Source organism: Paraburkholderia sp. HC6.4b (assembly GCF_014200875.1).
Classification (GTDB): domain Bacteria; phylum Pseudomonadota; class Gammaproteobacteria; order Burkholderiales; family Burkholderiaceae; genus Paraburkholderia; species Paraburkholderia tuberum.
Genome location: NZ_JACHDC010000020.1, coordinates 134,432 through 149,015 on the forward strand (window position 1 = coordinate 134,432; position 14,584 = coordinate 149,015).

The window sequence follows — 14,584 nt, forward strand, 5'->3', positions numbered from 1 at the left end:
GTCAGGCTCCCAATAGCACTTCACGACGATCGTCGTACGCTTGCATGAGCTTGATCCGCTGGGACTCTGGATAGGCGCGCGCCTGGTATTCGAGCTCGTCAAGGGATTCCGCATCCGAGCACTTCAGGATTTGTCGAAGCATGTCGTCGTAGGGCCGGAGCGGCGCATTGTGCTGCTCGCCCTGCGATTGCACCGCGCGCCAGTCCGTCGTGCAAAGCCAGTTCAGGACATTGCGCGGGTTTGCGCCGTAGTGCCTCGAGAGCACGGCAACGATTTCGCCGGCGGCCGGGCGCGAGCGCACGCCGGTCTCTATCGGTGCAGGCGTATCAATGGGGAGGGCGCTCTGGACGGCGGGCAAGGCTCCCGTTTTGACCTGCTCGGGTGCTGGTGCAGAGGTCTGTGCGGCGGCTTCTCTCGCGCGTCGTTCTTCCTCGGCTCGCTTGTGCTGTTCAATGCGAGTTGTCACGGCAAGTTCGAAGTCTTCGGCCGGCTTCTGGATCAGTTGCTGTAAGTCGCTGAACAGAAACCCATGAGCCTTGGCGCGCGGTTGATACCAGTCCAGCTTCGTACGCAGATCGCGGGCAGCTGCGTCGGCGTCGATCTTGCCGTTGGCGAGCGCCGTGTCGAGTTTATCGTTGGCGCTAGCGATGGTCTTCAGGCCTTTGATAGCGCCCGCGAAGTCCGGAGTCGCGACTACGATGCTCGCATCGCCCAGCGCGTTGTTCAGCGCTTCGACGTGGGCGGCGTATTTTTGTCGACGCTCGGCGATGGCGCTTTCTTTGATTTGCTTCTTACGCTGCTCGATCTGACTGCTCAGCGCGAGACGCTTCTTGCGCAACTGTTCGCTGACGTACTTGCCGGTGCGCATCAGTTCGTCAATACTGGACATCTGCGCGATCGCCGCATCCATCGCAATCGCGATTTCTTTCTCTTTCGCCTCACAAAACTTGACCGTCGCGTCTGCATTAACGAAGTCCTCATCGGTTTTGAGGTCCATCTTAATGTTGGCAATGAACTGCTCGGCTGCCGACTTGAACGCGGGCAGGTTGCTCGTAATAACTTCGCCGCGGATCTGCACTGCCAGCGCCGGGAGCTGCATGATTGCCTCGGCCTGCGGCTTCTCGGCGATCTCGCGCGGTTGATAGTCGGCAAGATCTTTCTCGAACTGGGCCCAGCCTGCGCGCAGACGATCGAACCATGCGGGATCAGGAAGTACTTCCATCCAGACGAATCGCTCGCGCGTGCCATCCGAGCAGGCGAAAATAAGGCGTTCTGCCCCGGTGACCATCAAAACCTGCTGAGCCTGCGGCGTGTGTTCTTCGGGCAGCACGCCGTCGGTGATCGAAGCAGCCAACGTATCGTTCCACTGCTTATGCTCGAAAGCGGTTATCTCGTCCATCGTCAGGCCATCGCTCGAGGCGGACAAGTTGCCATCCGAATAGGTGACTGGATACAGGTCGTCACCGATCATTTCCTCGACGATCGGCCGCGCGAGCGCTTCGACTTCATGGCCGTAGTCAAGAATGTTCTGCTGAACCCAATCGCTGAACTCTTTCGGGTTGCCCGTGTGCTTCATGTGCAACAGCTCGGTGCGCTTCACTTTCGACGAGAGCCCGAGCATCGCAGCCGCTTCGCTGGCGCCGAAGCGCGTCAGGCGAAACGCCATCCACTCGTCGCTGCCTTGCACGAGGTTGTGCATTGTCCGGTCAGTCATTCTCGTGGCTCCATGCGTCGATCTGCAGCTTCTGTTCTTCGGTGAGCTTCTGGCGAGTCTCGATCATCGCGATCAGCTCGTCGGGCGTCTTCTTCTTGTCGACGATCTGTTTGCGCCAGCCGGCGGTCTTCTGCTTGAACTCGTCGTCGCTGCACGTCGCGGCTGCAGGGCGATTGCTGGCAGGCGTGCCATTCGAGTGGTTTTCGTTGCCAGATTCAGTGCCGCCGGATTGCTCGGTCTTGTTCTCCATGACCTGCTTCCAAGTCGCCTCACCGTCTTTGATGGCGCCGTAGATGCCGCGCAGATCAACCAGTTCGTCCGGCGAGCAGGTATCGAGCGTATGTCCGAGGTAGTGGGTCAGATCTGACGCTTTGACGCCAATATCCATGAATGCATCGGCGATTCGTTTGCGCTCGGAAGCAGGGTCGCGTGCCGCTTCATCTTTGCGTATGGCTTTGATGATCACTTCGGCCTCGTCCTGCAGGTCCCCAGGAATGATGCGAAGCCCTAGCGTACGAATTGCCTTCGAGATCTGCGCGGCACGCTTGTTGAGCAAGTCGTCATCGTTCGCAGGCACCGTATAGGTCAGGTTGCCATAGCTGTTCTTGCGCACTGAAATATAGGAGCCGTCGTCCATTGGCTTTGAGCGCTCCACTGTTTTGGACACGCGAACGTCGAGCGGATATGTCAGGTTCGATTCGAGATCTGTCACGCTGACGCGCTGGATCTCCTTGGATTCGTCCTCGAAGATCATGGTTGTCTCGACGAGCACGTTTCTCATGCAACGCAATGCGACTTCGACAAAACGAATGCCCAGACCCTCGACGCCTTTTCCGATAGGCTTCTTATACCAAGCGCTTTTATTGTGCGCGAACGCCGGCCGTTTGCATTCCGCAATAAGGTCCTGACGTACCTGATCCCAATTGCGCGGCTGACGCATTGCCATGATGTAACGCGCCTCGACCATCGCCTTCGACTGCGCGGCGATCGCAGTCGATGCTGTTTCGACCATAGCGCCGGTTGTTTCCTGCGCACCAAATTCAGTGCGCGTTGTCAGGGCATTTCCCATTAGAAGTCCTATTCGTGAGCTTTAAATTGATGCGAAAAGGCGCGGCGCGTTACAGCGCCTTGACTGACAGCTTGAACCCACCGAGCGATTCACCTTCGGAAGATGCCATGTCGATGAACGCGTCCCAGGCAGCAGCGGTCGAAACGAACAGGCCAACGATCGGCGCATGCAAATTCACTTTGATGAGAAACGGGCGGAGCATAGTCAACCTCGAAAGAAAGCGAGTGCTGCGAAGGCGATCGCGCTGCCGATGAAGCAGGCGCCGAAAATGCGGGTCACAAGACGGTGCAGGCGATCCGCATCGTCTGCGCACCAATCGTGATCGGTCATGGCTTTACCACCATGTAGCCGGTTGAGACGAGTAGCGCGATAGCGATCGCAATGCCGATGAAGCCAGCCACGAACTCCCTCGAATGCTGAAACAGCATGGTCATCACGAAAAACAGTCCAACAAGGAAGATCATCGTGGGCACAGCGACCACGGCGATAAGAACGATCAGGAATTTTTCGAGGTATTTCACAGATCCTCCCCGCATATCCGATATACACGCGGCCCGCGATCGTCTTCGCGCGCGTCACCTTCGAGACGGGCCACGATCTCCTCAGCCTCGATCGCTGCCTCGCCTGCCATGTAGTCGGCGATGAATGAAAAGCACACTGCACCGAATGCTTCATCGCCGGCGAGCGCCGCGGCGTGCAACAGTGCACGGTTGCTCTCGGTATCGGGCGGCATGCCCGCGACAAGATCGGCGCCATCAAGCCGTTCGCGCCGGAGTTTCAGGCATTCTGCGGTGATCCGTGCCAACCGATCCTGACGGGACTCAGCGTGCTCATGGGCATCGTCGTGCGCAGCCTGCGCACGCTCTGTGAGGAACTGGACGGCGTCGTCGGTGCGCGGTAGGTTGAATGTCGGGTGCATGGCCGCGCTCCTTAGAGAACGATGCCGTCGAACAGCTTGAAGACCGTGACGAGCTCGCCGACGGGCTCGAGCAGAGCTTCGACTTCGCGCGAGGAGACAGCGGGTACGACGCCCTCGTGCAGCTGGCCGTCGATCTTTACTACGTACTGGAAGGTGTGCATGGCGCATCCCAAAATGGGTGGGCGATTCCCTGCGAGATAATGAAAGTGCCGAACTCGAAAACGGCTTTCATCAACCCACTTTTGCAAGGAATCACCCAGTGACTGTTAATTCAGAACAAGAAGAAGCGTTGCGCTATGAAATCAGGGCGCTGGAAGGTGTTGTAGCCATGCTGATTAAGTCTCTCCCAGACCAGGTGCAACAGGACGTGTCTCGCGATCTCCATCGTATTGCCGAGCTTCTACGGAGGGGTAGCAGCTCAGGCGAAGTTCGAAACGAAGCAACCCAGTCTCCGGATGGGTTCGTTGACCGGCTGCTTGAGGGTCTGTCTCGCAAAAATGAGGCGGCTCGGGATGCGCTTCTGTCGCTGATGGATCGGAGCCCGACCACTTATCGACGTTGACCAGCATTCCTTTGGCGACTTGAGCGATGTGCGCGCGCTCCGCGTCAGCGGCACTGCGGGCGCGCAGGTCGCCATAAAGTTCGGCAGTCAGCTTTTCGTATGCGCCGGTGCCGAACACCGCGTCATAGGCGTGCTGGATTTCGATGCCGTTAGCGACATGCGTCAGGACGCGGGCAAGGATCGCTGCGGGTTGCTGCGGGGCGGCGGGCCGGGCTGGCGGGCGCGGCGGTACGGTGTGGGGTTGCATGGTTCATCCATCGGTGAGGTGATGGATGGAATATTAGCCATGCCTACTTCAATTTGCAATAGAAATAGCTAATTTTTTATGTGATCGCTATTGCTCGGATTGGTCGGCGCAGAGATCGTGCTTCGCGCGCTCGAGAATGGCGATGGCGGCATCGTCGTCGCCTTCGATTTCGCCCAACAAGATGAGTCTGCGGCGCTTGAGTGGATCGCGCGTAACTACGAGGGCGTCGGTGAGTGTGCCGGCCAAGAGTTCGGCGCGCAGGGCATCTAAGGTCGCAAGATCGCGAGCGAGGCGAGCTTCTCGCTTGATAGCAACAAGATCGACTGCGCTGCGCATGCGACCTCCTGCGCGGCGGCAGAGAGAGGGTAGCTGGCTATGCGGCAGAATAAACCAAGAATTTGAATCGTTGCCTTAAGACTGAGGAAAGTCAATTCAGGCACGTACTACTGGTAACGCGAGATCGAACGAGAATGGACGGGCGAATATGCCGATTGGATTTGCACGCAAGTGGCCCTAGAAATTTGGAGGCCCAAACAAGAAGCCTCGCGCGCAGGGCAATGACGGTAAATCAGACGCCGGGGAGGGAAATTTGCCGGGCGGCAGGCCGGTGCTCGAGCACTTCCACGACGGTGTATTCGGTGCGCGCGCCAGCAGTGGCCTGCCATTGTTGCACGCGCACGTTGCAAACCAGAATATCGCCTTTGGTAAAGCTGATCAGGTTCTGGTCCACGCGGGACAGGAATCCCATGTCCGCAATCGTAGCGTGTATCGTGGCGGCGCCATCATATAGGCGCCACTTGTTGTCTTCCTTGAATGCCAGGGACACGATCGAGAAGGCCATCTTGCGCGTATCGTCGAGCAGCAATTCGTCATCGGCGACCGGGGCGCGAAACCACATCCTCTCGGTGCGCCTTACTGTCACGACTGGCTCCCCATCGCCTTCGCTCACGGCGAAGACGTCCACGCCGGGTTTGTCTAGTGGCGCCAGCACCCGGTCGAGCGCTTCGCGAACGGCGAGTGAGCGCAAAAGCCTCAGCACTTCGAGTTCGATCTCCAGTGATTCGTCATCTTCCTCAAGCGTGACGAATACCCGGTCGTCCAGTACATCAACGCGCTTGATGGTCCGGTCGCGTTGCCATTTGAGGAATTGGATCAGGCCGGTGAACCCTTTTTTTGCGGCAAAACCAAGGGCGCCAAGTATGCCTATGGCATTGGCAGCAGCTGTTGCCGCATCCGACGCGAACATGCTCTTGATCTGCGTGAGCAGATTCGTCGCGAGCACGAAATCGATATTAAAGCTGCCGGTCTGGAACGAACCCCGGACGTTGACCTGAGGCTTCGCGGCACCATCGAACAACGCGCGCGTGCTAGCTTCCAGAAGATCGGCAACGGCAAGTAGTGCAGGTGCCAGTTCGCGAGCATCCATCTCGGATGTGGCGAGGGCGGGGCCGTCATAGGTGACTCGGAAAAGACTCATGTCGTCATTATGCGGGGGCATCGATGAATTGTCGCCCCGGATCGGCTTTGCTCCTGCGGCTGTCATTGAACCTCCTGTTATCTGGTCCGGTGATAGAAGTTTTCGGACTGGTCCGGTGATTGTTAAAAACTATTAGTCGATTGTTAAAAAAGCCGCTTGCGCGGCTTAAGACTTCGTGATGTTCTTTTTGTCTGGTGAAACATGTTCCCGCCGCCCCAATGGCCTCCCTACCTTAGACTCCGGTACGTGCCGTGGGGGCACCACTGATAGCTTCCGGCTCAGCAGTTCTTCCTGCAGGCGATCGTTCTCCGCAGCTTGACGCTTTAGCGTGGCGATGAGTTCTGCTCGTTGACTTGGTGTCAACGCATCAAGCAAAGACAATATCTCGATTTGGGTATCCGACAATGGCTCTGGTGACTGGGCTGCCGGGCCACCGGGGTCCAATTCATATTTGGCACGCATCAAACCTCGGCCGGTCGCGAGCCACCATGGATTAACGTGCAAAAGTTCGGCTGCCGCCAGTAAATTGCTTCCTTCAATATTCTTTGTTTTTCCCGATAACCAAGCGCTAACTGAGGGCGGCCTGATACCGCAGGCTCGTGCCAAATCAGCGGGTTTGATTTCTGGTGGCCCCGCCATGGCGAGACGCAGCCGGTCTGCGAGGGAACTCATTAGCGTAGCCTAACAGTGATGGAGTTAGAAGTGTCTTGCTTGAAGTATTAGTTATGGCTATCATGAGGCATGGCTACCGCAACTCAACTCATCCGCCTATTGGGCGGGCCCACGGCCGTCGCGAGGCTTCTCGATATCAGGCCGCCCTCCGTAACGGCATGGAAAACGTCCGGCATTAATCCGGGGCGCGTTGCCGAGCTGGCGATCGCGACAGGGCGGATCGTCAAATCAAAAGCCGATCTTCGACCTGATCGCTGGCATGAGATCTGGCCGGAGCTAATCGACACACCCAGCTCGCCGACACCCCAACCGACCGCGCGGGAGGTTGCGTGATGCGCCAGCCGATTCGTCAGCAGCAACGTCCGGCGGCGTCATGGGTCCTTATGCAGTTGCTACTTGCCCATGTGGGTAGGGGCGTGCTGCTCATCGACACAGTGCATGTTCCACCAGAGAAGCTCGAACAATGTGGTCTTTTCCGGCTTGCCGTCGTCGCCGATAGTTGGCGATCTGTCGCGTCTGTCTTCGATATTGACATAGCCAATGGGTGCCTTGGTCCCCGGTATGGCGATGAATCGGCTAAACCCAATGTATCCGCCGAGGGCATTTCTGGCATTCACCCGACCGCAGATGACACTGTATGTGTGCCCCTTGTCGATTTTCTTGACGACATACACATCTTCGAACTTCGCCGAATCAGGGTCATTCAGCTTTTTCTTTACCGCATCCTCTGCGCTGCTTTTGAGAGCACTATCCGGCGAGCAACCAGAAAGCAGGATGCCCACTATGAAAGGCATCGCTACAACGATGGTCCGTATTACAGATTTGAGAGAGAGGGCGGCTCCCGGTCTGAGGTTGTGAGCTTCTGTGTTTTCCATGGGGGTTCCTCCAGTAAAGGATTGATAGGTGTCAGAGCCATCGATTCTACGTTGGGTTAGAACCCCCGCCATATAACGTTAGTGCCGGCAGTGCATCGTCGGCGAGAACAAATCATAGGGACTGCGCCGTTCAATGGCATTCCTTACTTTATGAACGCGCCTGAATGGCGTTGAACAACGATGAATGAAGTTGTGCTAATGCGCAGGCCGAGCCTTGAGCTTGCGATCCGGGAGGCGATTGCTGACCCCGACAAGAGGCAAAGGATTTTGGTGGCGACGGGATGGGATGAATCGATGCTGTCGAAGATCGTGGCGAAGCAGCCTGCTGGCATCACGCTAGACAAGTTCGACGCGTTGCTAGGCGCGATCGACTATGTGTACATGTCAGCGAAATACGCGAATGCAGTGTGCACGCTTGGTGAAGTCGGCATGTTCTGCAAGTGCATGCGCGCCGGGATGGGCGAATGCGGCCCGAGTCGATGACAACCGCTTAGGAGGATCTCATGCCAGCGGTTTCAGGCAAGACACGCGCGGCCCGCAGCGATCTGCGGGTGGGTGCGCGCTTTCGTGCGCCAACGGGGCGCGTCGTCATTTTCTGCGGCGAACGCGCAAAGAGTGGACGGCGCATCGCGCAGCACTACCAGTTCGCCTACGAAGACGCGGAGGCGAGGGGGGATGCGCTGCTTTTGACACCGCTCAATCTCTGCATTCTTGAGCCGCTCGACAGAGGGGCGATTCCGTGACTGATTCAACCCGTCTTCTATGCCTGGAGACAAATTCAGGCATGCGCCTCGTCGTCGATCTGTCGACCTATAAGGGGCAGCCGCGCGTCAGCGTGCGTCGCTGGTATTTCGACGAATACGGAGATCTCAACGCCGGCAAAGCGGGCATCGAGCTTAAACCTGACCAGCTTGACGCTGTGATCGAGGCGCTTGTTCGGGCTCGCGATCAGCTCGCGTCGGCACACCGACAGGGGTGGCCATGATGAGCAGTCATCATGCGAACGAGATCACGAGCTTCTTGCCACATGCAGCGGCGTACTTGCGCAAAGTGTCGATCGACGGCGAACGCCCCCCGCTTGCCAGTTCGCATTCGAGCCGTGCAATAGATGCCTCTGTCGTGCCCATGTGCGCGGCAATCAGCGCTTGCGTGAGACCCGCCGCAGCGCGCGCGGCCAGCATCAGATCTCGCAAGGTCAAATCGTCGGGATGCGGGCGCGTGTCTTGGCGCGCGCTGATTTCAGGCATGCGCCGGCTCGCGTGGTGCAATCTCACGTTTGATATTCCGAGCCAGATCGCGTTCGGCAATCTTCATGTCGTACATGAGCTGCAGATTCATCCAGCTCTGCGCGTCGCCGCCGAAATAACGCGCGAGCCGCATGGCGGTGTCGGGCGTGATGCCGCGTCGTTCGCGCACGATGTCGTTGATCCGGCCCGCGGTGACATGCAACGCGCCCGCCAGTGCGTTCGCGCTCATGCCAAGCGGGGCGAGGTATTCCTCGCGCAGAACTTCGCCCGGGTGGACCGGGCGCATTCCGTTCTTGAGCATATCCATTCCTTTTCAGTGGTAATCGACGATTTCAACGTCCGTCGGGCCGTCGGCGGTCCATCCGAAACAGATGCGCCATTGGTCGTTGATCCTGATGCTGTAGTAGCCAACACGATCGCCTTTCAGCGCTTCGAGCCGGTTACCCGGCGGCGAGCGCAGCGCATCAAGCGTCACCGCAGCATGAAGCCATGCCAGCTTGCGTTCGGCAACTGTCCGGATATTCGCAAACCGTGGAACGCGGCGCCCTTCGAAGAGAATCTGAGTGTCGGTGCATCGGAACGTTTGGATCATGGGCAACATTTTATACTGTTTGCCGGTAAACGGCAAATTGAATAGACCGGATGAACTATTACCCTCACCACATCGGCGATTTCCGCTCCGGAACGGTCAATATGAGCCGTGTGGAACGCTGGATATACCGCGACCTTCTCGACGTCTACTACGACACCGAGCAGCCGATAGCGCTCGATCTCGATACTGCCTGTTACAGCATTGGTGCGTCCACAGACGAGGAGCGGCGGATCGTCGCTAACCTGCTCAAATTCAAATTTCGACAAACCGAGCGTGGATATGTGCACGAGCGCTGCGAAAGCGAGATCGCGAAATGGCAGTCACGCGGCTGGTTCCCATCTGAGGATGAATCACCCCGACCTTCAATCGATGAATGGAAAGAAACCCGCATCCGGATTTTCGCGCGCGACGGCTATGTCTGCCGATACTGTGGTGCCAAGGGTGGAGAGCTGGAATGCGATCACATCGAGCCAGTGTCGCGCGGTGGTTCAAACGATGATGCAAATCTCGTGACATCGTGCCGAACGTGCAATCGCCGGAAGAGCAACAAGCCGCCCGAGATATTTCTCGCGGAGACATGGCATGGCTAAACAGCGCGGCATGGACTGGTTGCGCTGGTGGCACGGCACCGTAACCGATCCCAAATTTCAATGGGTTGCCCGCAAGAGTGGTCAGCCAGTTGCATCTGTGATCGCTGTGTGGGCCGCGCTGCTCGAATGCGGCAGCAATGCAACAAAATGCAACGCAGATGCAACGCGCGGCAACGTTGCATCGTTCGACTGCGATGACATAGACGTTTTGTTTGGCCTTGAGGAGGGTGTTGCCCGATCAATTCTTTCCGCGATGGAGGCCAAGAGATTGATTGCCGATGGCCGCATTGCGAAGTGGGAAGAGCGCCAGCCACAGCGTGAAGATTCCGGAAATCCCAATACTGGCGCGCTTTCCAGTACGGAGCGCAGTCAGCGTCTGCGCGAAAAACGGAAACGCGATGCGACGCAAAGCAACGACATGCAACGCGATGCAACGCATGCAACGGCAATGCAACGCCTAGAAGAGAGGAGAGGAGAAGAGAATATACCGCCTAGCGGCGGCGACGCGCGTGCGCGCGCACGAGAGCCTGTGGATAACTCGCCGCCCGAGTCGCCGCCGCTTTTCGAAACAACGTCCGACCCAGCGCCACAGGATGCGCCGGTGGATCCAGACGTGACGGATCCCGACGACCCACCGCCTGTCGACGAGCTCGCAGCCATTCTTTCGCTTTGGGAGGCAGGTTGCGGCCGCCGGCAGGCCTTCGGAGGCGTGAAAGACCGAAAGCAACTGCAGGCGTGGATCGAGCGCGACGTGAAGGTCGAGCAGCTCCGTGCTGCACACAAACTCGCTGCCGCGCGCCGCGCCGAGCAGAACGACCCGGGGCCGATCAACCTCGCATTTCTCGACAAATTCGTCGACGACGTGCTCGCCGGCGCTTCCGCAACCGGGCCACCGACCGAATGGTGGAAAACTTGGCCGAGCCTCAAGGCGTGGGGCGAAGAGCGCCTCGTTTTTCAACGAGACGACGAGCCAGATGCCGATTTCAAGCTGCGTGTGCTGACCTTCGCCGGCGATGGGCCTTGGTGGGATGACCACTTTCCCGAGCGTCGCCGGCGTGGCTCAACAGACGCCGCAGATTTTTTCGGGGATGCCGCATAGCGTTCCTGACACCACGGCCCGTCAGGGCCAAATGCAACCTTGGAGAACACCATGAAACGAACGTCCATCCTCTCGCTGCTGCCCGACACCATGCTCGCGCGGTTCTACGCCGTCGAGGATAGTCCGGGCGCAGAGCCGGCGAGCACCGAGCCCGCCACGGATCAGGAGCAGCAAACTGATGCCGCGCTGCCCGGCGTCGAGCCAGCGGGCGTGGATCCAGTGGGAAATGCGCAGGCCTTGTCGGAAGCTCCTGACGCCGTGATGGATTCCATCGCTGGTGACGCGACGATGGCTGACGTCGGCGACGCAGCGCAAGAGCAGGAGCAAGGCACCGATGCGGGGGAACTGCAGGCGCCCGACGCCAATGCCGCAGGTGCGGACGCCCAGTCGATGGATACGTCGGATTCTGCTGCCAGTGTCGATGGTGGTGGTGGCATCGATGACGGCGGCACGCTGTACAACGATCACCGGGCCCATGCTCCGCTCGAGCGGTTGGAAAATCTCATTTTCGACGAGATTGAGACGACCAAATATGAGCTGATTGCGCTGATCCGTCAGGCGCGGGCGCTTCTGTGAACAGCATCGGCCGGACTGCATGAGTCTGGCCGTGTTTTGAACTTTTCAGCGGGAATGACGATGGAAAACATCGAACAGCGTGTCAAGGGGATCGTCTCAGAGCAGTTCGGCATCGCAGTGGTGGACGTCAAAAACGAAGCGTCCTTCGCGAATGACCTCGGTGCTGACTCGCTCGATGCGGTTGAGCTCATGATGGCGATCGAAGACGAATTCGACCTTGAAATTCCGGATGAGGAAGCCGAGAAGATCATGACCGTCCAGCAAGCGATCGACCACGTGCAGGCGAACGTCAGGAGCTGAGGCCGAACCCCGTAAAGCCTCGCCGGGGCCATCAATCACGTCTCTGCGAGGAGGAGTTATGCATTCGACGAAGCGCCGCATCTGCGACCTCGTACAGACAGACGGCTCGATGTCGTGTGCTGAGCTTTCCCAACTGACGGGGAAGGCCGTACGGACGATTCAGGAGGCGGTGAACGACCTTTCTCGTGACGGGTTCCTGAGAAAGACGCATTGCGATCGCCGCGGGAGCATGCCACAGCACTTCGTGCGCACCGATCAACCCATCGAAGACAAGCCCCGGAAGCCACGACCGCGGCGCAAGGCGGATGATCGGGAGAGCGCGAGCCGGATTGTTGCGACCGCGATCTGGTCGATGGTGGGCATCGGCCGACGCTAACCGGGCTGTGATGTTCAAAAAGGTTAAATTTCAAAGGAATTCGAGATGAAAAAATACGAAAAGCTCGACGTGATGATTCTTGAAGCACTCGATGAGCAGGCGCGAGGCTTCAACGAAATCATCATGGGCGCAGTCGGCGATGAGTGCGTACGCCTTTCCGATGAGCGGAAGGCGGCCACATCTACCTACAAACAGCCGTTCCGCTTCCTCGATGCGCGTCTTCAGGCTCTCCGCAAAGCGGGGAAGATCGCCTCGACCGGCAAAGGATGGATTCGGAAATGACCCAAGAGCTCAACCGATCCGAAACGGCCGAGATGCGCGATCCGTTGCCCGACTCCGCAATGATGATTCAGACGCTGATGCTCGACTGGATCATTGCCAAACCTGGTGACGAAGCGAAAGCAGTCTGGAATCGCATCGAAGAAAAGCTCGCCGCTCTCGCCACCAGTGCAGATCAGAGTGCGAATGGGGCTGCTCTCGCTGCTACCAGTGCAGAGCCGACGGCAGACGCGGATGCGAAATCCGAGACGCTCAACCGCGTCTACGACCTCGTCGGCATGGGCGCATTGGCGCGCACGCCCGGCATCCTCATGACGAACCTCGAAAACATGCAGCGCCGTTCGCATTGCCTGTCGGGCATCGAGAGTCTTTTCACGTACGAGGTGCCCGACGAGCACGACGAGTGGGAGACCGCCGACGAGTGCGACCTCAATTGGGGGCAAGAGCGCGACCAGTACGTCGAGACGTTCAAGGCTGCGCTCCCGGCATTTATCGCGCGTCACCCCGAGTACGCCGCCCCTCTCCCTCGCTCTGCCTCGACTGGAACATCTGGAACGCCAGCCTTGGAACCTGTTCCAGATGGACGAAAGCTATTTCGATGCGATATGTCGAAAGTCGCTCGCTCTGCCGCGACTGTGCCGAGCAAGGAGACGGTGACGCGTCTGTTCAACAAGCATGGCGGCCCGGTTCACGACGAAGGCTGGTGCCTCAACGAAAGCGGCTTGAATGACTTCCTGCGCGAACTATTCGCCGCCGTGGCCGAACCTGCCGCGACTGTGAGCGACGAGCGGGAGGCGTTTGAAGCGGCTATTGACGATGCGCGCACGGTTTTCAAGGATTCGCACCGTGATGCACGGGATGCGATTGAGTATGTGCTTTCTTCGATGCAAGCCCGCGCCACATCCACGCAAGCCACAGTGACACTGACGCACAAGCAGCGATCAGCCATCAAGTACGCCATTCTCGCCATCAAATCGGTACCAGGCTGGGCGGGGTATCAGGTTGATGAATTGGAAGGCCTTCTCGCCACCGTCGAGCAATCCGCCGCTCCGCAAGCCGAACCGATCTATCAGGCGATGGCAACTGATGATGATCCAAATAACGGAGACGTATGGATGGACGTCGATCTACGCGCCTTTGCGTGGATGGAAAAACGGCCTGATGTGCGCTGCCGAATTGTCTATGCCGATCCACTTCCGCGCGCCAGCGAGCAAGGCGCAGACGAGGCGTTGACGGATAGCGAGATCGACGATCTTTGGATTCGCCGCCCGACCATTCATAACGGGGAGTTGATGCCACAGTTACGCGACTTCGCCCGCGCTATCCTTGTCCGCGCAAGGGAGCCGAAATGACCCCCTCCCAAAGCGCGCAAGCGATGAGCGACGAACTGGTTCAGCGCTGCAAAGAATTGGAAGAGCTTGCGACTATGGGCCAGTCCGAGCAGAAGGCGCTTAATCGCTTGGCCAATACATATCTGCCCAGCATTTCACCGCATGACCGCAAGGCGATGGCTCAGGGACAGACTAACCGTGAGGCAAGACGCTTCGTGATCGCCGCTGCAAGCGCTCAGTCGACTGTGCAGGCGGTGGCATGGCGGGCGAGAGGCTATGGCCAATTCAGAACAGGCAAGCCGGGAGAATGGCGCTACATTGACGGCGCTGGAAAGCCTACCGTCAACGACCCGGCCAATTGCGACATCGAACCGCTTTACGCCGCCCCACCCAAGGACGACTCCGACCATCTTTCCACGCTGCTATGCGAGATCCGCGCGGCTTGCGGAGATAACGGAGAGCGCGAGAGGGATGAGCTTGTGGGATTCATTGGCGAGGTTCGCAGGGACGCGGAGCGGTATCGAGCGTTCTTCGACTCTGGCCTACCGATCACCTTTTGCGGCGTCGACTATTACGACAAGGCGAGTCTCGACGCTGCCATCGACGCCACCCCGTCTCAACGGCCAGCGCAGGAGGGGTAATGGCGGCCGAGCTCACAT

The 14,584-nt window shown here is 58.6% G+C and carries 27 protein-coding genes; 12 read left to right on the forward strand and 15 right to left on the reverse strand.

Features of this window, described 5'->3' with window-relative positions; all coding sequences use genetic code 11:
- Nucleotide 1: 1 nt before the first annotated feature.
- The 11 genes from HDG34_RS28290 to HDG34_RS28335 all read right to left on the reverse strand — a co-directional run bounded on the left by HDG34_RS28290 (nucleotide 2) and on the right by HDG34_RS28335 (nucleotide 6,660).
- Complete coding sequence (locus HDG34_RS28290) at nucleotides 2-1,714, reverse strand: YqaJ viral recombinase family protein (protein WP_184064474.1); 1,713 nt, start codon at nucleotides 1,712-1,714, stop codon at nucleotides 2-4.
- Entirely contained in the window at nucleotides 1,707-2,783 is a 1,077-nt protein-coding gene (locus HDG34_RS28295) for a hypothetical protein (protein WP_184064477.1), read from the reverse strand. Before HDG34_RS28295 ends, HDG34_RS28290 begins: the two co-directional genes overlap by 8 nt.
- Nucleotides 2,784-2,832: 49 nt before the next feature.
- Nucleotides 2,833-2,985 (reverse strand): hypothetical protein, encoded by a 153-nt coding sequence (locus tag HDG34_RS28300; RefSeq protein ID WP_184064480.1) that lies wholly within the window; start codon nucleotides 2,983-2,985, stop codon nucleotides 2,833-2,835.
- 2 nt (nucleotides 2,986-2,987) lie between these two features.
- A complete protein-coding gene (locus HDG34_RS39520; RefSeq protein ID WP_260321371.1) occupies nucleotides 2,988-3,113 on the reverse strand; it encodes a hypothetical protein in 126 nt (41 codons plus the stop codon).
- Nucleotides 3,110-3,304 (reverse strand): hypothetical protein, encoded by a 195-nt coding sequence (locus HDG34_RS28305; RefSeq protein ID WP_184064483.1) that lies wholly within the window; start codon nucleotides 3,302-3,304, stop codon nucleotides 3,110-3,112. Before HDG34_RS28305 ends, HDG34_RS39520 begins: the two co-directional genes overlap by 4 nt.
- Entirely contained in the window at nucleotides 3,301-3,702 is a 402-nt protein-coding gene (locus tag HDG34_RS28310; RefSeq protein ID WP_184064486.1) for a hypothetical protein, read from the reverse strand. The genes HDG34_RS28305 and HDG34_RS28310 overlap by 4 nt, the downstream gene beginning before the upstream one ends.
- A gap of 11 nt (nucleotides 3,703-3,713) precedes the next feature.
- On the reverse strand, nucleotides 3,714-3,863 hold the full coding sequence (locus tag HDG34_RS28315) for a hypothetical protein (RefSeq protein ID WP_184064489.1): 150 nt from the start codon (nucleotides 3,861-3,863) through the stop codon (nucleotides 3,714-3,716).
- A 174-nt stretch (nucleotides 3,864-4,037) separates the two neighbouring features.
- Entirely contained in the window at nucleotides 4,038-4,511 is a 474-nt protein-coding gene (locus tag HDG34_RS28320) for a hypothetical protein (protein ID WP_184064491.1), read from the reverse strand.
- Nucleotides 4,512-4,598: 87 nt separating this feature from the next.
- Nucleotides 4,599-4,847, reverse strand: a complete 249-nt coding sequence (locus HDG34_RS28325) for a hypothetical protein (protein WP_184064494.1) — start codon at nucleotides 4,845-4,847, stop codon at nucleotides 4,599-4,601.
- Nucleotides 4,848-5,079: 232 nt separating this feature from the next.
- Complete coding sequence (locus tag HDG34_RS28330) at nucleotides 5,080-6,054, reverse strand: hypothetical protein (RefSeq protein WP_260321372.1); 975 nt, start codon at nucleotides 6,052-6,054, stop codon at nucleotides 5,080-5,082.
- A gap of 99 nt (nucleotides 6,055-6,153) precedes the next feature.
- A complete protein-coding gene (locus tag HDG34_RS28335) occupies nucleotides 6,154-6,660 on the reverse strand; it encodes a helix-turn-helix domain-containing protein (RefSeq protein ID WP_184064497.1) in 507 nt (168 codons plus the stop codon).
- Between the two features lie 69 nt (nucleotides 6,661-6,729).
- On the opposite strand from HDG34_RS28335, the gene HDG34_RS28340 reads away from it, so the two are divergent.
- A complete protein-coding gene (locus tag HDG34_RS28340; RefSeq protein ID WP_184064500.1) occupies nucleotides 6,730-6,993 on the forward strand; it encodes a YdaS family helix-turn-helix protein in 264 nt (87 codons plus the stop codon).
- Between the two features lie 59 nt (nucleotides 6,994-7,052).
- Here HDG34_RS28340 and HDG34_RS28345 read toward each other — a convergent pair whose 3' ends face one another.
- Entirely contained in the window at nucleotides 7,053-7,535 is a 483-nt protein-coding gene (locus tag HDG34_RS28345) for a hypothetical protein (RefSeq protein ID WP_184064502.1), read from the reverse strand.
- Nucleotides 7,536-7,715: 180 nt separating this feature from the next.
- Between HDG34_RS28345 and HDG34_RS28350 the strand changes: the two genes are divergently transcribed.
- Genes HDG34_RS28350 through HDG34_RS28360 form a run of 3 tightly spaced genes read left to right on the forward strand, consistent with a single transcriptional unit; the run spans nucleotide 7,716 to nucleotide 8,520 of the window.
- A complete protein-coding gene (locus tag HDG34_RS28350) occupies nucleotides 7,716-8,018 on the forward strand; it encodes a DNA-binding protein (RefSeq protein WP_184064506.1) in 303 nt (100 codons plus the stop codon).
- A gap of 20 nt (nucleotides 8,019-8,038) precedes the next feature.
- Complete coding sequence (locus HDG34_RS28355; RefSeq protein ID WP_184064509.1) at nucleotides 8,039-8,278, forward strand: hypothetical protein; 240 nt, start codon at nucleotides 8,039-8,041, stop codon at nucleotides 8,276-8,278.
- A gap of 41 nt (nucleotides 8,279-8,319) precedes the next feature.
- Nucleotides 8,320-8,520 carry a transcriptional coactivator p15/PC4 family protein gene (locus tag HDG34_RS28360; RefSeq protein ID WP_184064512.1) on the forward strand — a complete coding sequence of 67 codons (201 nt, stop codon included), beginning with the start codon at nucleotides 8,320-8,322 and terminating at the stop codon, nucleotides 8,518-8,520.
- A gap of 10 nt (nucleotides 8,521-8,530) precedes the next feature.
- Here the strand turns inward: HDG34_RS28360 and HDG34_RS28365 are convergent, their stop codons facing one another.
- Genes HDG34_RS28365 through HDG34_RS28375 form a run of 3 tightly spaced genes read right to left on the reverse strand, consistent with a single transcriptional unit; the run spans nucleotide 8,531 to nucleotide 9,374 of the window.
- Nucleotides 8,531-8,782, reverse strand: a complete 252-nt coding sequence (locus HDG34_RS28365; protein WP_184064515.1) for a helix-turn-helix domain-containing protein — start codon at nucleotides 8,780-8,782, stop codon at nucleotides 8,531-8,533.
- Nucleotides 8,775-9,083: a HigA family addiction module antitoxin gene (locus HDG34_RS28370; RefSeq protein WP_184064518.1), complete on the reverse strand. Its 309-nt coding sequence runs from the start codon at nucleotides 9,081-9,083 to the stop codon at nucleotides 8,775-8,777. The genes HDG34_RS28365 and HDG34_RS28370 overlap by 8 nt, the downstream gene beginning before the upstream one ends.
- A gap of 12 nt (nucleotides 9,084-9,095) precedes the next feature.
- Nucleotides 9,096-9,374, reverse strand: coding sequence for a type II toxin-antitoxin system RelE/ParE family toxin (locus HDG34_RS28375; protein WP_221309292.1), 279 nt, complete (start codon nucleotides 9,372-9,374; stop codon nucleotides 9,096-9,098).
- A 50-nt stretch (nucleotides 9,375-9,424) separates the two neighbouring features.
- Here HDG34_RS28375 and HDG34_RS28380 point away from each other — a divergent pair, with 50 nt between their 5' ends.
- The 8 genes from HDG34_RS28380 to HDG34_RS28415 are packed head-to-tail and all read left to right on the forward strand — an operon-like array spanning nucleotide 9,425 to nucleotide 14,566.
- The gene (locus HDG34_RS28380; RefSeq protein ID WP_221309288.1) at nucleotides 9,425-9,964 is read left to right on the forward strand and encodes a YdaU family protein; all 540 of its coding nucleotides are present in this window, start codon (nucleotides 9,425-9,427) and stop codon (nucleotides 9,962-9,964) included.
- On the forward strand, nucleotides 9,957-11,063 hold the full coding sequence (locus tag HDG34_RS28385; protein ID WP_184064524.1) for a hypothetical protein: 1,107 nt from the start codon (nucleotides 9,957-9,959) through the stop codon (nucleotides 11,061-11,063). Before HDG34_RS28380 ends, HDG34_RS28385 begins: the two co-directional genes overlap by 8 nt.
- A gap of 51 nt (nucleotides 11,064-11,114) precedes the next feature.
- On the forward strand, nucleotides 11,115-11,639 hold the full coding sequence (locus HDG34_RS28390; RefSeq protein ID WP_184064528.1) for a hypothetical protein: 525 nt from the start codon (nucleotides 11,115-11,117) through the stop codon (nucleotides 11,637-11,639).
- 60 nt (nucleotides 11,640-11,699) lie between these two features.
- Nucleotides 11,700-11,939, forward strand: a complete 240-nt coding sequence (gene acpP, locus HDG34_RS28395; RefSeq protein WP_184064530.1) for an acyl carrier protein — start codon at nucleotides 11,700-11,702, stop codon at nucleotides 11,937-11,939.
- A gap of 58 nt (nucleotides 11,940-11,997) precedes the next feature.
- A complete protein-coding gene (locus tag HDG34_RS28400; RefSeq protein ID WP_184064533.1) occupies nucleotides 11,998-12,315 on the forward strand; it encodes a winged helix-turn-helix transcriptional regulator in 318 nt (105 codons plus the stop codon).
- 45 nt (nucleotides 12,316-12,360) lie between these two features.
- Entirely contained in the window at nucleotides 12,361-12,597 is a 237-nt protein-coding gene (locus HDG34_RS28405; RefSeq protein ID WP_184064536.1) for a hypothetical protein, read from the forward strand.
- Entirely contained in the window at nucleotides 12,594-13,946 is a 1,353-nt protein-coding gene (locus HDG34_RS28410; RefSeq protein ID WP_184064539.1) for a hypothetical protein, read from the forward strand. The genes HDG34_RS28405 and HDG34_RS28410 overlap by 4 nt, the downstream gene beginning before the upstream one ends.
- The gene (locus HDG34_RS28415) at nucleotides 13,943-14,566 is read left to right on the forward strand and encodes a hypothetical protein (protein WP_184064542.1); all 624 of its coding nucleotides are present in this window, start codon (nucleotides 13,943-13,945) and stop codon (nucleotides 14,564-14,566) included. Before HDG34_RS28410 ends, HDG34_RS28415 begins: the two co-directional genes overlap by 4 nt.
- Nucleotides 14,567-14,584 lie beyond the last annotated feature (18 nt).

Bases quoted from the DNA above. Each gene is read 5' to 3' on its own strand.
- HDG34_RS28290 (WP_184064474.1), bottom strand. From the start codon at position 1,714: ATGACTGACCGGACAATGCACAACCTCGTGCAAGGCAGCGACGAGTGG.
- HDG34_RS28295 (WP_184064477.1), bottom strand. From the start codon at position 2,783: ATGGGAAATGCCCTGACAACGCGCACTGAATTTGGTGCGCAGGAAACA.
- HDG34_RS28300 (WP_184064480.1), bottom strand. From the start codon at position 2,985: ATGCTCCGCCCGTTTCTCATCAAAGTGAATTTGCATGCGCCGATCGTT.
- HDG34_RS39520 (WP_260321371.1), bottom strand. From the start codon at position 3,113: ATGACCGATCACGATTGGTGCGCAGACGATGCGGATCGCCTGCACCGT.
- HDG34_RS28310 (WP_184064486.1), bottom strand. From the start codon at position 3,702: ATGCACCCGACATTCAACCTACCGCGCACCGACGACGCCGTCCAGTTC.
- HDG34_RS28315 (WP_184064489.1), bottom strand. From the start codon at position 3,863: ATGCACACCTTCCAGTACGTAGTAAAGATCGACGGCCAGCTGCACGAG.
- HDG34_RS28320 (WP_184064491.1), bottom strand. From the start codon at position 4,511: ATGCAACCCCACACCGTACCGCCGCGCCCGCCAGCCCGGCCCGCCGCC.
- HDG34_RS28325 (WP_184064494.1), bottom strand. From the start codon at position 4,847: ATGCGCAGCGCAGTCGATCTTGTTGCTATCAAGCGAGAAGCTCGCCTC.
- HDG34_RS28330 (WP_260321372.1), bottom strand. From the start codon at position 6,054: ATGACAGCCGCAGGAGCAAAGCCGATCCGGGGCGACAATTCATCGATG.
- HDG34_RS28335 (WP_184064497.1), bottom strand. From the start codon at position 6,660: ATGAGTTCCCTCGCAGACCGGCTGCGTCTCGCCATGGCGGGGCCACCA.
- HDG34_RS28340 (WP_184064500.1), top strand. From the start codon at position 6,730: ATGGCTACCGCAACTCAACTCATCCGCCTATTGGGCGGGCCCACGGCC.
- HDG34_RS28345 (WP_184064502.1), bottom strand. From the start codon at position 7,535: ATGGAAAACACAGAAGCTCACAACCTCAGACCGGGAGCCGCCCTCTCT.
- HDG34_RS28350 (WP_184064506.1), top strand. From the start codon at position 7,716: ATGAATGAAGTTGTGCTAATGCGCAGGCCGAGCCTTGAGCTTGCGATC.
- HDG34_RS28355 (WP_184064509.1), top strand. From the start codon at position 8,039: ATGCCAGCGGTTTCAGGCAAGACACGCGCGGCCCGCAGCGATCTGCGG.
- HDG34_RS28360 (WP_184064512.1), top strand. From the start codon at position 8,320: ATGCGCCTCGTCGTCGATCTGTCGACCTATAAGGGGCAGCCGCGCGTC.
- HDG34_RS28365 (WP_184064515.1), bottom strand. From the start codon at position 8,782: ATGCCTGAAATCAGCGCGCGCCAAGACACGCGCCCGCATCCCGACGAT.
- HDG34_RS28370 (WP_184064518.1), bottom strand. From the start codon at position 9,083: ATGCTCAAGAACGGAATGCGCCCGGTCCACCCGGGCGAAGTTCTGCGC.
- HDG34_RS28375 (WP_221309292.1), bottom strand. From the start codon at position 9,374: ATGATCCAAACGTTCCGATGCACCGACACTCAGATTCTCTTCGAAGGG.
- HDG34_RS28380 (WP_221309288.1), top strand. From the start codon at position 9,425: ATGAACTATTACCCTCACCACATCGGCGATTTCCGCTCCGGAACGGTC.
- HDG34_RS28385 (WP_184064524.1), top strand. From the start codon at position 9,957: ATGGCTAAACAGCGCGGCATGGACTGGTTGCGCTGGTGGCACGGCACC.
- HDG34_RS28390 (WP_184064528.1), top strand. From the start codon at position 11,115: ATGAAACGAACGTCCATCCTCTCGCTGCTGCCCGACACCATGCTCGCG.
- acpP (WP_184064530.1), top strand. From the start codon at position 11,700: ATGGAAAACATCGAACAGCGTGTCAAGGGGATCGTCTCAGAGCAGTTC.
- HDG34_RS28400 (WP_184064533.1), top strand. From the start codon at position 11,998: ATGCATTCGACGAAGCGCCGCATCTGCGACCTCGTACAGACAGACGGC.
- HDG34_RS28405 (WP_184064536.1), top strand. From the start codon at position 12,361: ATGAAAAAATACGAAAAGCTCGACGTGATGATTCTTGAAGCACTCGAT.
- HDG34_RS28410 (WP_184064539.1), top strand. From the start codon at position 12,594: ATGACCCAAGAGCTCAACCGATCCGAAACGGCCGAGATGCGCGATCCG.
- HDG34_RS28415 (WP_184064542.1), top strand. From the start codon at position 13,943: ATGACCCCCTCCCAAAGCGCGCAAGCGATGAGCGACGAACTGGTTCAG.